Below are 15,906 nucleotides of genomic sequence, written 5' to 3'. Positions count from 1 at the left end.
ATCCCACGGGCGCTGAGCCTGGCCGAGTCCCGACTCGCCTACGTGGCCCTCACCCGGGCACGCCACCAGCTCGCCCCCCTACGGCCTGTCCTGGACCAACGACCACCCCGACGGCTGTCCCGGGCACCCCTCGTACGAACAGAGCCCGCCGCAGACCCCGAAAGCCGGATTTCCCGCGATACGCGAGCGAGCCCCGTACCGGTGATCTGGGGCTCGCGGTGGCCACGGCCTTCGCTGATGACGGCGCCTCCCGCGACCGAGACCGGCGGGACGGTCTCGGTCGTGGACACGTGGTCGGCGATCGAAAAGGTCGTCCCGCGCGGACACCTGGTACGGCCGCCTGCGGCCGCCCCTCTGGCTGGCGTCCGGGGCGGGGAGTCACAATCCTTGGTCGGTGAGCCATCGCTCGATCGCGCCGGTCGTTACGGCCGCATTGTCCTCCATGAGCGTGAAGTGGTCCCCGGGGGTGGTGACCGCCGTGTGTGGGAAGGGCCAGATCGGCCGCCACTCGTCGCCGTCGCATCCGCTGTCCTGGTGGGGCATCGGGGATTCCGCGCGGAGAAGGAGCGTCGGGCAGGCGATGGGCGCCACCGTGCACTGATCGATCAGCGTGTGGTACCGCCCCATGGCGGTGAGCCGCACACCGCTGAGCGCGTCGGGTCCCAGGATGTGTTCGCGGGCGAAAAGGGCGTCCATCATCCCGTTGACCGTGTCGGTCGAGAAATGGCCGTGCCCGTGGAAGGTGTCGATCAGAACGACCGCGGCGGGAGCGAGCCCCGCCTGCTCGGCCCGCATCGCGATGGCATAGCCGAGCAGCCCGCCTGCCGAGTGCCCGAGAAGGACATACGGGCGTTCGCCGACGCACGAGCGCAGCGCGGCGATCTGCGCCTCGAGGAAGGTCTCGAATGAGTCGGGCAGCAGCTCCCCTTCGGCGAAACCGGGATTGGTCAGCGCGAGCACGTCCCGTTCGCCTTGGAGGAGTTGGGAGAGCCGTGCGTATTGCACCGGTCCGGCGGTGGCGGTGATGGCGGGCACGCAGACCACCGCGGCCCGGGTGCCGTCGCCGCCGGCGAGCCGGACCACCGGCGTGACGTGGCCCGCCGCGGTCTCGACGGTGAAGGACTGCCTGATCTGCCCCGCGGCTTTGATGAGGCTCAGGCCCGCCGTGCCCGCTTGACCGAGGGCGTGTGACTCGCGGTAGAGCGCTTCTATGCTGTCGAAGGGCGACGCGGGCGCGGCCATGCGGTCGGCGGCGCGGTCGCCGGGCGCGCGGGAGCCGACGAGAGCCGCCACGTGGGCGGCGAGGCGGGCCGTGGTGGAGTACTCGAACAGCGTTGTCGCGGGAAGCTCCAGGTCCAGCAGCGCGCCGAGCCGGTCGCTCACGTCGATGCCTGCGAGCGAGTCCACTCCCAGATCGACGAACTCCGTGTCCGTGTCGATGTCCACGCCCTCTTCGTGGCAGAGAGCGGCGGCCAGCTCGCCACGGATGATGTCCTCCAGCAGTCGCCGGCGCTTGTCCGGCGCGGCGTCCCGTAGCCGGGCGAGGGTGTTCTCCCCCGGCTCCCGTGGCGGCTTCCCGGGCCCCGCGGTCCGAGGAGCGGCCGTCCCGGCAGTCGACGCGAACTCGGCCGTGGGTACGGCGCGCAGCGTCAGGCGGTCGACGCCGGCGATGGGGCGGCCTTCGGCGTCGGCGAGGCGGATGCTGATCGCGTCGTCCCCCGTGCCGGAGAGCCGCATCCGCACGGCGGTGGCGGTGGGATGGTGCAGCCGTACCCCGGACCATGCGAGCGGCATCGGTATGTGCGCGTCGTCGTGCCTGAGGAACGTGCCGAGACCCACGGTGTGCAGGGCCGCGTCGAGCAGCGCCGGGTGCAGGCGGAAGCCGTTCGCGGCGACTGCCTCCGGCAGGGTCACCTCGGCGAAGACGTCCGCGCCCCGCCGCCACGCGGCGCGCAGGCTCCGGAACGCAGGACCGTACCTACGGCCCTGCCCTGCCAGCGTCTCGTAGTGGCCCGCCACGTCGACCGCGGACGCGCCGGGTGGCGGCCAGGCGCCCGTGAGTTCTTCGAAGCCAACCGCCGCCTGCTCTCGGGGGCCTCCCGTGCTCGCGGGCCGGGTTTCGGGCCGGGGGGCCACGACCGCGCGGGCATGACACGTCCATTCCGTGGCCGCGTCCTCGGCGGAGGGCTCCGGGCGGGAGTGGATGGTCAGGACGCGGTGGCCGTCTTCGCCGGGCGGCCCCGCCTGGATCTGAACGTGCACAGCGGTGTCGGAACCGAGGACGAGCGGCGTCTCCTGGATGAGTTCGGGCAGTTCGGGGCAGCCCAGCTCGCGTCCGGCGTACAGTGCCCAGTCCACCAGGACACCGGCGGGCAGCAGGACCGTGCCGAGCACCGCATGGTCGGCGAGCCACGGCTGAGTGGCCTGCGACAGCCTTCCGGTGAACAGGACCGTGTCGCTCTCGGCGGGAACGACCGCGCCTGCCAGCAGGGGATGGTCCGCCGCCTCGAGCCCGACTCCGCTCGCGTCACCGGCGCGTGCGGGCGCCTCGAGCCAGAACCGCTGACGTTGGAAGGCGTAGGTGGGCAGGTCGACCGGGCGCGCCGACCGGGGCACCAGCGAGGGCCAGTCCACGCTGTCCCCGTGTGCCCACAGCGTCGCCGCGGATCGCGTCAGCGCGGCGCGGTCGTCGTGCTCGCGCCGCAGGGACCCGACCACGACCACTTCGTGTCCGGCGGCAGCCGCCAAGTCGCCGATGGCATCTGTCATGACCGGATGAGGACTCACTTCGACGAACGTATCCACCTCGTCACGCATCAGCAGACCGACCGTGCTGGTGAACAGGTCGGGTCCGCCAATGCTTCGGTTCCAGTGGTCCGCGTCCGCGCCCGTCGGGTCGAGTGACCGTCCCGCGCGGGTCGAGTACAGCGGGATCCGCCCACTCCGGGGAGCGACCGGGGGAGCCACCTCCGGCGAACGGCCGCCCTCCGCCGTAGACCCGGCGGCGGAGCACCGGCCGTGCCACGCCGCCAGCGCCGCCCCGTCGGCCCGGGACAGGACACCGGCCACACAGGCGGCAGCGATATCTCCGTGGCCCTGACCGACTACGGCGGCCGGTGGGATACCGACCGAGCGCCACAGCTCGGCCAGCGAGACCATCACGGCCCACAGCACGGGGACGGCGACGTCATGGGCCGCCGACGTCCTGAGCCCGCCGCGGAGCACCTCGAGCAGATCCCAGCCGGTATGCGGCGCCAGCACCTCGGCGCACTCCCCCATCACCTTGGCGAACACCGGTGAGGAGTCCAGCAGCCCGGTCGCCATGCCCGCCCACGTCGACGCCTCTTCCGGGAACACGAACGCGGCTTTCGTGTGGTTACGGGTCACGCCGCGTATGACGTCCGCGCCCTCGGTGTCCTGGCCCACCAGGGCTTCCAGGCCTGCGGTGAACCCGGCTCCGTCGTCGGCTGGTACGACCGCGCGGTGGTCGAAGACGGCCCGGGTCTCCACCAGAGCGGCGGCGATGTCGTCCACCGGCACTCCGGCGCCCGCCGGGCCGGTGACGAAGTCCCGCAGCCGCTCGGCCTGGCCGCGCAGGGCAGCGGCCGACTTGGCCGACAACACCCACGGCGGCGGTGTGGCCGGAGAGGGTTCGATGACGAGAGCGGGCCGCTCCGTCGTGTCCGGGGCGGGTTGGGTGGCGGTGTCCGCGGGTGCTTGTTCCAGGATCACATGGGCATTGGTGCCACTGATACCGAACGAGGACACCGCCGCACGCCGCGGCCGGCCCACCACCGGCCACGGCACCGCCTCCCGCACCAGCTCCACCCCACCCGACGACCAATCCACCTGCGGCGTCGGCTCATCCACATGCAACGTCGACGGCACCACCCCATGCCGCATCGCCATCACCATCTTGATCACACCAGCCACACCCGCAGCCGCCTGCGTATGACCAATATTCGACTTCACCGACCCCAACAACAACGGCCGACCCACAGGCCGCCCCTGCCCATACATCGCCAACAACGCCTGAGCCTCAATCGGATCACCCAACGGCGTCCCCGTACCATGCCCCTCCACCACATCCACATCCGAACCCACCACCCCCGCACCCGCCAACGCATCCCGAATCACCCGCTGCTGCGACGGACCATTCGGCGCCGACAACCCATTCGACGCACCATCCTGATTCACCGCCGAACCCCGCACCACCGCCAACACCCGATGCCCCAACCGCACCGCATCACCCAACCGCTCCACCAACAACACCCCCACACCCTCACCCCACGCCGCACCGTCCGCCGACGCCGCGAACGACTTACACCGACCATCCGCCGCCAACCCCCGCTGCCTGGCGAACTCGGTGAACGCGCCAGGGGTCGAGAGGACCGCGACACCGCCGGCCAAGGCGAGGTCACACGCGCCGCGCCGCAGCGCGGCCACTGCCATGTCCAGCGCCACCAGCGACGACGAGCAGGCCGTGTCCACCGTGACGGCCGGCCCCTCGAAACCGAAGGTGTACGCGATCCGGCCCGATGCCACGCTGCCCGCGGTCCCGTTGCCCAAATAACCCTCGACTTCCTCGGGCACCTCCTTCAGCCTGGCCGCGTAGTCGTGGTACATCAGGCCGGTGAACACACCGGTCCGACTGCCCCGCAGGCGGGCCGGGTCGATACCGGACCGTTCCACGGCCTCCCACGACACCTCCAGCAGCAGGCGGTGCTGCGGGTCCATCGCCACCGCCTCGCGCGGGGATATACCGAAGAACCCGGCATCGAAGTCGGCGGCGTCGTAGAGGAAACCGCTCTCCCGCACATACGTCGTGTTCGCGCGGGAACCGTCCGGGTCGTACAGCGCGTCCAGGTCCCAGCCGCGGTCGGCGGGAAACGTGCCGATGCCCTCGCGGCGTCCCAGGACCAGGTCCCACAGGTCCTCCGGGGAACGCACATCGCCGGGATACCGGCAGCTCATCCCGACGATCGCGATCGGCTCGTCGGTTGGGTGGAGCGCCGGGCGCGGCCGGTCGCCCGCCTCGGCCGTGCCGAGCAGCGCCGAGTCCAGGAATGCGGCCAGCGCCTCGGGGTTCGGGTAGTCGAACACCAGGGTCGCGGGCAGCCGGGCACCGGTGGCCTCAGCCAGCCGGTTGCGCAGTTCGACGGCGGTCAGCGAGTCGAAGCCCATGGTGGCAAAAGACTGCTCGGGCGCGATGTCGATGGACCCTGTGTGCCCCAGCACGGTGGCGACGTGTTCCCGCACCAGCTCGATCAGCAGCGCCGCCCGCTCCCCCTCCGGCAGTCCCCTCAGCTGGTCGCGCAGGCCAGCGGGCGCGGGCTTGGAGACGGCGGCCGCCGGTCGCCGGGAGACCGGGACCAGTCCGCGCAGCAGCGGGTGCTGGTCGTCTCGGACGGGCAGGGCCAGGTGTACGGGGACGAGCACCGGCTCGGGGAGCCGGGTCGCGGCGTCGAACAACGCCACGCCTTCGTCCGTGGAGAGGGCCCGCAGGCCGCCACGGCTCATCCGGTCGCGGTGGACATCGTTCAGGGCTCCGGTCATCGTGGACCGTTCGGCCCACAGCCCCCAGGCCAGCGACTGCGCGGGCAGGTTCTCGCCGTACCGGTGCCTCGCCAGGGCATCGAGGAAGGTGTTGGCCGCCGCGTAGTTGGCCTGCCCCGGGCCGCCGAAGACCCCGGCCGCTGAGGAGAACAGCACGAACAGCTCCAGATGCCGGTCCCGAGTCAGCTCGTGCAGGTGCCACGCGGCGTCCACCTTCGGCCGGAGGACCGCTGCCAGACGTGCCGGGGTCTGTGCCGCGACCATGCCGTCGTCGAGGACACCGGCCGCGTGCACCACCCCGCGCAGGTCGGGAATGGAGGCCAGCAGTTCGGCGACGGCGTCCCGGTCCGCGACATCACAGGCCGCCAGGCGCACCGTGGCACCGAGAGCACGCAGTTGTTCGGCCTGCTCGGCGGCGCCCGGGGCGGCCGGGGCGCTTCTGCCGACCAGCACCAGGTCGTCGACCCCGTGGGTGGTGACCAGATGCCGGGCGACGGACGCCCCGATGACTCCCATGCCTCCTGTGATCAGCACGGTGCCCCGGCCGGGCCATGGCGCCGGCGCGTCGGCGGCGGGGAGGACGGTACGTGCCAGGCGGGGCACGAACAGTTCGGAACGGCGGACGGCGATCTCGGTCTCGCCCGCGGCGATCGCCGCGCGGACCAGGTCCATGGGGACGTCGAAGCCGCCACGTGTCACGCCGGTGCCGCCGCCTTCGATGTCGAGGAGCGCGAGGCGGTCGGGGTGCTCCGAGCGTGCCGAGCGCACCAGGCCGTGGATCGCCCCAGCGACGAGGTCGGTGCCGTCCCCGGTGCTCACCTCGGCCCCGCCGCTTACGGTCACCACCAGCCGGGCGCCGTCGAGTTGGTCGTGTGCCAGCCACTCCTGCACCCGCTCCAGGACGTTTGCCACCGAAGTCCGCACCCGCTCCGGCACATCCGAGCCGGAGCCTGCCGGGCCTGTGCAGTCCAGGAGCACGGTGTCGGTGCCGTCGGCCACCGTGGCCGCCAGATCCCCGGCCGGTGTTCCCGCGGCCCACCACACCGGCGGGCGCCCGCCGGCGGCCGCCTCCTGCGGTTTCCACGGCACCCAGTGGTGGGTGAACAGGGAACCAGTGATCGCCGAACGCGCCGAGCGCAGTCGGCTTCGCGTCACCGGGCGCAGTACCAGTTCGTCGATCTCCAGGACGGGGGCGCCGATCGCGTCGGCCATCCGGATCCGGACCGCCGTCGTGCCCGCGGTGCGCAGCCACACCCGGACCGACCGGGCACCACTCGCCCACAGCCGCACGCCGGACCAGGCGAACGGCAGGCGTGCGGTGGCCTCGGCGTCGTCCCCGGCTGAGTCGTCCACGAGCCCGCCGAGACCGGTGCCGTGCAACGCGGCGTCCAGCAGCGCGGGATGGACGCCGAACGCTCCGGCCTCCTCCGTCGCGTCGTCGGGCAGAACCACCTCCGCGAACAGGTCGTCGCCGTGGCGCCAGGCCGCGCGGAGGCCCTGGAACGTGGGGCCGTACTCATAGCCGTGCCGCGCCAGCTCCGGGTAGAAGCTGTCCGTGTCGACGGGGGTGGCGCCGCGAGGCGGCCAGTGGTGACCGGTCAGCGCCCCGAAGCCGGTGGTGTCGGGGCTCTCGGACAGCGGCGCCAGCACGGCCCGGGCGTGACAGGTCCACTCCGTCTGTCCGCTCTCCATGCCGTCGGCCGCCGGTTCGGGGCGCGAGTGAAGGGACACCGACCGCTGTTCATCGCCGTCGGCCGGCCCCACAACGACCTGCACCTGTGCCGCGACCGCGGCGTCGAGCACGAAGGGGGTCTCCAGGGTCAGGTCCCGCAGATGTCCGCATCCCAGGTCCTGCCCGGCGCGCAGGGCCAGTTCCACGAACGCCGCCCCGGGCAGCAGCACCGAGCCGAGCACGGTGTGGTCGGTCAGCCAGGGGTGGGTGGCCAGGGACAGGCGGCCGGTGAGCACGGCCGTGTCGCCGTCCGCCACACTGATGACGGCCCCGAGCAACGGGTGGTCGACGCCGGTCAGCCCGGCCGACGCCAGGTCGGCGGCCGCACCGCGCGACGACATCCGGGGCCAGAAGCGGCGCCGTTCGAAGGCGTATGTGGGCAGCTCCACGTTGGTCGGTGAGGCGGGCAGAACCGCGCGCCAGTCCACTTCGACGCCGCGGGTCCACAGTGTTCCGACGGCCCGGAGCAGACTTGGGATCTGGGGCCGTTCGCGGTGGGCGACCGCGGTCACGGTGACCGTCGCGTCCCGCAGACTGTCCTCGATGGGCATGGTCAGTACCGCGTGCGGGCCGATTTCGAGGAAGACGTCGACGTGTCCTTCCAGGGAGCGGATGGCGTCCTGGAAGCGGACCGCCTCACGGACGTGGCGGACCCAGTACTCGGGCGACCTGACCTCCTCCGCGGGGACCGCCGCCCCGGTGACGGTGGACACCAGGGGGATCGTCGGTTCCTGCCATGTCAGGCCGGTGAGGAGGCCGCGGTATTCCTCGATCATCGGCTCCACCAGTGGCGAATGGGAGGCGTGGCTGACCCGCAGCCTCCGGGTGCGCCGCCCCGCTCGCTCGGCGGCGTCGGCGACGCGCCGTACGACGGTGTCGGCACCGGAGACGACGACCGAGGACGGACTGTTCACGGCTGCTATCGCCACCTGGTCCGCCGGCTCACCGCGCAGCCACTGCGCGACCTCGGCTTCCCCGGCGTCGACCGCGAGCATGGTGCCGCCCTCGGGGAGCCGCTGCATGAGCCTGCCGCGGGCCACGGCCAGCGTCACCGCTTCGGCCAGCGAGAGCACCCCGGCCACATGGGCCGCCGCGATCTCACCGGTCGAGTGTCCGAGAACGACGTCGGGGGTCACCCCCCACGCCTCAAGGGTGCGGAACACCGCTACCTGGATCGCGAACACGGCGATATGCGTGTACTCGATCCGGTCGATCAGGGCCGCCAGGGGGGAGGCCTGCGGTGCGAAGACGAGGTCCGCGAGGGAAATGTCGAGCTGTGTGTCCGCCACCTCGCAGACGGCGTCGAACGCCGCGGCGAAAGCCGGGATGCCGTCGTACCACTCCCGTCCCATGCCGGCCCACTGCCCACCCTGTCCCGCGAAGACGAAGGCGGCCTTGGCGTCGGGGCGTGCCGTGCCTCGCACGGGGTGGCCACCGACGGTGGTGTTCCCGGCGAAGGTGTTCAGCGCGTCCGTGAATCCGTCGGAGTCCTCGGCGAGGACCACGGCGCGGTGTTCGAAGGCCGCGCGGGCGGTGGCGAGCCCGAGGGCCGCCCCGGCAACGTCCGGGGCGGTACCCGCGAAGTCGCGCAGCCGCGCGGCCTGTCCGCGCAGCGCCGCCTCGGACTTGGCCGAGAGCAGCCAGGGCAGCACGCCGTTGTGCGGTGGTGTTTCCCGGGCGGGTTCGGTGGCGGTTTCCCCGGGTGCTTGTTCCAGGATCACATGGGCATTGGTGCCACTGATACCGAACGAGGACACCGCCGCACGCCGCGGCCGGCCCACCACCGGCCACGGCACCGCCTCCCGCACCAGCTCCACCCCACCCGACGACCAATCCACCTGCGGCGTCGGCTCATCCACATGCAACGTCGACGGCACCACCCCATGCCGCATCGCCATCACCATCTTGATCACACCAGCCACACCCGCAGCCGCCTGCGTATGCCCAAAATTCGACTTCACCGACCCCAACAACAACGGCCGACCCACAGGCCGCCCCTGCCCATACGTCGCCAACAACGCCTGAGCCTCAATCGGATCACCCAACGGCGTCCCCGTACCATGCCCCTCCACCACATCCACCTCAGACCCCACCACCCCCGCACCCGCCAACGCATCCCGAATCACCCGCTGCTGCGACGGACCATTCGGCGCCGACAACCCATTCGACGCACCATCCTGATTCACCGCCGAACCCCGCACCACCGCCAACACCCGATGCCCCAACCGCACCGCATCACCCAACCGCTCCACCAACAACACCCCCACACCCTCACCCCACGCCGTACCATCCGCCGACGCCGCGAACGACTTACACCGACCATCCGCCGCCAACCCCCGCTGCCTGGCGAACTCGGTGAACACACCGGGCGTCGACATCACGGTCACCCCGCCCACGAGGGCGAGCGAGCAGTCGCCGGAGCGCAGGGACCGCGCCGCGAGGTGGAGTGCCACCAGCGACGACGAGCACGCCGTGTCCACCGTGACGGCCGGCCCCTCGAAACCGAAGGTGAAGGCGATCCGGCCGGAGACGACGCTGGAGGCGATACCGGTCAGCAGATGGCCGTGCGACTCGTGCCCGGCGTCGGCCATCAGGTTCGGGTAGTCCGTCCCCATGACGCCCATGAACACGCCGGTCCGGCTGGAGCGCAGGGTGGCCGGATCGATGCCCGCGCGCTCGAACACCTCCCAGGAAGCCTCCAGCAGCACCCGCTGCTGGGGGTCCGTCTCCAGGGCCTCACGCGGGGAGATGCCGAAGAAGGCCGCGTCGAAGTCGGTGGCCGCGTCAATGAAACCGCCGCGGCCGGGAGGCCCGTCGGGGCCGGCGTCCGGGCGGCCGTCCGCCCGCCAGCCCCGGTCGTCCGGGTAGCCGCCGATCGCGTCGCCGCCGTCCCGCACGAAGTCCCAGAAGGCGTCGGGTGTGTTGGCGTGCCCGGGGTACCGGCAGCTCATCCCGACGATCGCGATCGGCTCCCGGTCCGCGTCCTCCAGATCCCGAACACGCTGCCGGGTCCGCTTCAGGTCCGCCGTCACCCGCTTCAGGTACTCGACGACCTGCTCCTTCTCCGCCATGTTGCACACCCCTCAGTGGTCAGTACTCGTGCCTGGGCGCCGCTCGCTGTCAGCTGGGCGCCGTCGCGGTCGCGCCGTCAGCTCAGCCCGAGTTCGTCGTCGATGTAGCGCAGCAGTTCGTCTTCGCTCGCCGATCCGAGCCCGTCGGTGTCGCTGCCCTTCGCCGCGTCCTGGGAGCCGGACCGCTCCCGCCAGCGCACGAGCAGCGTCTCCAGGCGGGCCGTCACCTTCCTCAGCTCGGCTGCGTCCCGCTCCTCGGTGAGCATCGCCTCCAGGCGGTCGAAGGGTTCCGTCCCCCATTCACCGGTGACGCTCTCGGGCAGCAGCAATCCGAGCAGGTGGCCGGTGAGCAGTTCGGGGGTGGGATAGTCGAACACCAGGGTCGCGGGCAGCCGGACGCCGGTGATCTCGTCCAGACGGTTGCGCAGTTCCACGGCGGTCAGCGAGTCGAAGCCGAGGTCCTTGAAGCCCTGGCCGGCCGCGATCGCGTCGGCGCCGGTGTGCCCGAGCACGGTGGCGGTCTGTGTTCGTACCAGATCGGCCAGCATGTCCTCGCGCTCGTCGGCGGGGGCCACGCCGAACCGCTCCAGCCAGTTGCCCGCCCCGGCGGCGGCTCCGGCCCGGCGGGCCGGAGTGCGCACCAGGGCCCGCAGCAGCCGTGGCGGCTTGCGGCCGTCGCCCGGATCACGCGCCAGGTCCAGCCGGGCGGGCAGCGTGTGGGGGTGGTCGAGGGCCAAGGCGTGGTCCAGGAGAGCGAGCCCTTCCTGCGTGGTGAGGGGGCGCAGCCCGGCCCGGCTCAGTCGGCTCCGGTCCACCTCGCCGAGGCGGGCAGTCAGCTCGCTGGTCTCCTCCCACAGGCCCCAGGCCAGGGAGTGTGCGGGCAGGCCCTCGGCGCGACGGTGTGCGGCCAGGGCGTCGAGGAAGGTGTTGGCAGCGGCGTAGTTCGCCTGTCCAGGGCTGCCGAACACCCCGGCGACGGAGGAGAAGAGCACGAACGTCGCGACGCCGTGGGTGAGTTCGTGGAGGTGCCAGGCGGCGTGGGCCTTCGGCCGCAGGACGGTGTCCAGACGCTGTGGCGTCAGGTCGGTGACCATGCCGTCGTCCAGGGCGCCGGCCGCGTGGACGACGCCCCGCAGCTTCGGAATGCCGTCCAGTAGGGCCATCAGGGCGTCGCGGTCGGCCACGTCGCAGGCGGCGAGCCGCACACTGGCGCCCGCTTCGGCCAGGTCGACGGCCAGTTCCGCGGCGCCGGGGGCGTCCGCTCCCCGGCGTCCGACGAGGACGAGTTCGGTGACACCGTGGGCGGCCACCAGGTGCCGGGCCACCGCCGAGCCGAGGACTCCGGTGCCGCCGGTGATCAGCACGGCGCCTTCGCCGGTCCACAGTGGCCCGATGCCGGGGCCGGCCGGATCGGGGCGGCCGAGCAGGGGGACGAAGAGCCGCTCGCCACGGACGGCGACTTCCGTCTCGCCCGCCGCCAGCACCGCGCCCAGTACCTCGGCCGTGACGTCGGCGATGTCACCGTCGATCAGCAGGAACCGGTCCGGGTGCTCGGACTGCGCGGACCGCACCAGCCCCTGTACCGACGCGTGGACCGGGTCCACGCGGTCGCCGGAGCCGGCCGGGGCCGCGCCGCGAGTCACCACGGCCAGCCGGCGGGCGGTGGTGCCCTCGTACGCCAGCCACTCATGTATCCGCGCCAGCACCGTATGAGTCAGGATCCGTACGGCCCCGGGGATGTCGTCGCCGGGCACCGCCACGGCCGCGCAGTCGAAAAGGACCACGTCCGGATCCTCGGCCAGTACCTCTCCGACCGGGATGCCGTCGCCCCAGGCCGCCGGGCGTGCCGTCGCCGTGGGGGTTTCCGGCTGCCACCGGTCCCAGCGGGGCACGTACAGCGACCGGGCCGGGGCCGGATCCCTCCGCGCGGCCGGCAGGGGGCGGACCACCAGTTCGTCCACGGCCGCTACGGGGGCGCCTGCCGTATCGGCGACCCGGACCCGCACGGCGTCCTCGCCCGCGGGGGCCAGCCACACCCGCGCCGTTCGGGCCTTGGTCGCCCAGGCCTGCACACCGGAGAAGGCGAACGGCAGGCGCAGCGCGCCCTCGTCGGGAAAGAGGCCGCCGGGCGCCATCGCCTGCAGCGCCGCGTCCAGCAGCGCGGGGTGGACGATGAACCCCTCCACCGACGTGTCGTCCGCCAGGGCCACCTCGGCGAACACCTCGTCATCACGCCGCCACAGCGTCCGCAGTCCCTGGAAGGCCGGGCCGTACTCGTAGCCGCGCTCGAAGAGCTTGTCGTAGAGGTCACCCACCTCGATGGGCGAGGCTCCCGGCGGAGGCCAGGCCCCGTCCAGAGGGGCGCCGTCGCCGGGGGCCGGTGCCTCGCCGGGGGTGAGTGTCGCGGTGGCGTGCCGGGTCCACTCGCCCGGGCTCTCTCCGCTGGTGGCGTCGGTGCGGGAGTGAACGGTCACGGCCCGCCCGCCGGACTCGTCGGCCGCGGCGATCTGCACCTGGAGCGTGACGCCACCGGTCTCCGCCAGCGTCAGGGGGGTCTCCAGCGTCAGCTCCGCGAGCCGCGCGCAGCCGAACTCCCGGCCCGCTGCCAGGGCCAGCTCCACGAACGCGGTACCGGGCAGCAGCACCGAGCCCAGCACCGCGTGGTCGGCCAGCCACGGTTGGGTGTCCAGGGCGAGGCGTCCGGTGAGTACGGCCGAGTCGGCTCCGGCGGGGTGTGTCGCGGCGGCCAGCAGGGGGTGGTCGGACGGGTCGAGCCCCAAGCCGGAGGCGTCACCGGTGATCACGGGTGTCCGCAGCCAGAACCGCTGCCGTTGGAACGCGTACGTGGGCAGGTCGACCGGTGCCGTGCCGGGCGGGACGAGTGCCGACCAGTCGACGTCGACTCCCCGGGTCCACAGCGTGGCGGCCGACCGGATCAGCGAGGCGCGCTCGTCCTGGTCGCGGCGCAGCGATCCGGTGACCACGATGTCGCGCCGGCCGGCGGCCGCGGCCAGGTCCTCGATCGGGGCGGTCAGCACGGGGTGTGGGCTGACCTCCACGAAGATGGTGTTTCCCTCGTCGAGCAGGGCGCGGACGGTGTCCTGGAAGCGGATCGGCTCACGCAGATTGCGGTACCAGTACTCGGCGTCGAGTTCTTCACCCCGCACCGGCGTGGCGGTCACGGTCGAGTACATCACCGCCTCCCCCGCCCGGGGGGCCACCGGCGCGGCCAGCTCCAGCATCTGGTCACGCACCCGCTCGGTGTGCGGCGTGTGCGACGCGTACGCGATGCCCACCCTCCGCGGCCCCAACCCGGCTGCTTGGGCGTCGGCGCTCACCTCGGCCAAGGCGTCGAGATCACCCGCGACGACAGTGGATTCCGGCCCGTTCACCGCCGCGATCCATATCCCGCCCCGGCCCCTGACCAGCTCACCTGCCCGGTCGGCCGACGCCACGACGGACACCATGCCACCTGTGCCGGACAGCTGCTCCGCGAACACCCGGCTGCGCAGCGCCACCAGACGCGCGCCGTCCTCCAGCGACAGTGCACCGGCCGCGCACGCGGCGGCGATCTCCCCCTGCGAATGGCCCACCACCGCGGACGGTACGACCCCCAGCGAGCGCCACACAGCGGCCAGCGAGACCATCACCGCCCACAGCACGGGCTGCACGACGTCATCCCGCTCCAGCGCCCGCGCCTCCCGCAGCACTACCACCGGGTTCCAGTCCAGATAGGGCGCCAGCGCCTTGGCACACCGGTCCATCGACTCCGCGAACACCGGGCACGAGTCCAGCAGTTGCGTGGCCATACCGGCCCACTGCGAGCCCTGGCCCGGGAAGACGAACACCACCTTCGCACCGGTCCGGGCCACGCCCCGCACCGTGTCCGCCGCGTCCTCGGCGCCACGGGCCAGAGCGTCCAGCTGTGGGAGGCACAGGACGCGGTCGGCGGCGAGGACGACGGCGCGGTGGCCGAGGGCGGCCCGGGTGCCGGCCAGAGCGGCTGCGACGGCCGGATCGGTGTGGGTGTCCGTGCCTCCCGCCAGGTACGTGCGCAGGGCGGCGGCCTGGTCGCGCAGCGCGGGCCCGCTCTTCGCGGACAGTGGCCAGGGCAGCGGTCCACCACTGATCAGCGGTCCGGCGGGGGGATCGGCCGCAATGTCCTCCGGTGCCTGTTCCAGGACGACGTGGGCGTTGGTGCCGCTGATCCCGAACGAGGACACCGCCGAGCGCCGGGGCCTGCCGGTGTCCGGCCAAGGAAGCCGCTCGGTGGCCAGTTCGACGGCTCCGGCGCTCCAGTCGACGTGCGGGGTGGGCTCATCCACGTTCACGGTGGGCGGCACGACCCCGTGGCGCATGGCCATGACCATCTTGATGACTCCGGCGACGCCCGCCGCGGACTGGGTGTGGCCGAGGTTCGACTTCACCGAGCCGAGCAGCAACGGGGGTCCGCCGGCGCGGTCCTGTCCGTACGTCGCGATCAGTGCCTGGGCCTCGATGGGGTCGCCCAGGGTGGTGCCGGTGCCGTGTGCCTCCACGACGTCGATCTCGGAAGCGGGCACGTCGGCGGTGGCCAGCGCTTGGCGGATCACCCGCTGCTGGGCCGGGCCGCTGGGGGCGGTCAAGCCGTTGGATGCACCGTCCTGGTTGAGCGCCGAGCCTCGCACCAAGGCCAGCACCCGACGGCGGTTGCGCACCGCGTCCGACAGCCGCTCGAGCACGAGCAGTCCGACTCCCTCGCCCAAGGCGGTGCCGTTCGCCGCCGCCGCGAACGCTTTGCAGTACCCGTCCTCGGCGAGCCCGCGCTGCTTGCTGAACTCGGTGAAAATGTCCGGTGTCGATATCACCGTCACCCCGCCGGCCAGGGCGAGTGAGCTCTCGCCGGAGCGCAGTGAACGCACCGCCAGGTGGAGGGCGGTCAGCGACGACGAGCACGCGGTGTCGACGGTGATCGCGGGCCCTTCGAAGCCGAAGGTGTACGCGATGCGCCCGGAGAGGACGCTCGTGGCGCTGCCGGTCAGCAGATGTCCCTCGCTGTCCTGCGGGCCGTCCGGGCCGCCGGCCCCGTATCCGGACAGGACACCGCCGATGAAGACGCCCGCCGTCCCGCCGCTCAGATCACCGGGGTCGATGCCGGCCCGCTCGAACGCCTCCCAGGACGCTTCGAGCAGCACTCGTTGCTGCGGGTCCATCGCCAGCGCCTCACGGGGCGAGATCTCGAAGAACTCGGCGTCGAAGTCCGCGGCACCGTCGATGAACCCACCCTTGCGGGTGTACGAGCTGCGCACGCGCAGCCCTTTCGGGTCGTAGAGGGTGCCCAGGTCCCAGCCGCGGTCCGCGGGGAACTCCGTGATGCTCACCCGCCCGTCGGCGACCATCTCCCAAAGATCCTCCGGCGAGCTCACACCTCCCGGAAACCGGCAGCTCATCCCCACGATGGCGATGGGTTCGCGGGCGGCGTCCTCCGCCGCGCGCAGCCGCGTATGAGCGTCGCGGGCGTCGGCGATCGCCTGCTTGAGGTATGCGCGAAGCTTCTGCTCGTTCGAC

At 72.4% G+C, this 15,906-nt stretch carries 1 protein-coding gene and 1 pseudogene; both read right to left on the bottom strand.

Annotated features, from left to right (window positions below):
• Nucleotides 1-378 precede the first annotated feature (378 nt).
• On the bottom strand, nucleotides 379-10,359 hold the full coding sequence (locus HYQ63_RS45510; RefSeq protein WP_257232548.1) for a type I polyketide synthase: 9,981 nt from the start codon (nucleotides 10,357-10,359) through the stop codon (nucleotides 379-381).
• A gap of 77 nt (nucleotides 10,360-10,436) precedes the next feature.
• Nucleotides 10,437-15,851: pseudogene (locus tag HYQ63_RS43690) on the bottom strand (SDR family NAD(P)-dependent oxidoreductase); the annotation flags it as partial.
• Between the last annotated feature and the right edge of the window lie 55 nt (nucleotides 15,852-15,906).

It is taken from the genome of Streptomyces sp. Rer75 (genome assembly GCF_013414305.1).
Taxonomy (GTDB): Bacteria; Actinomycetota; Actinomycetes; order Streptomycetales; family Streptomycetaceae; genus Streptomyces; species Streptomyces himastatinicus.
This window is presented reverse-complemented; position numbering and strand designations above follow the sequence as displayed.

What these genes read in the sequence shown, in the direction of transcription:
- HYQ63_RS45510 (WP_257232548.1), bottom strand. Translation starts at nt 10,359, where the DNA reads ATGGCGGAGAAGGAGCAGGTCGTCGAGTACCTGAAGCGGGTGACGGCG.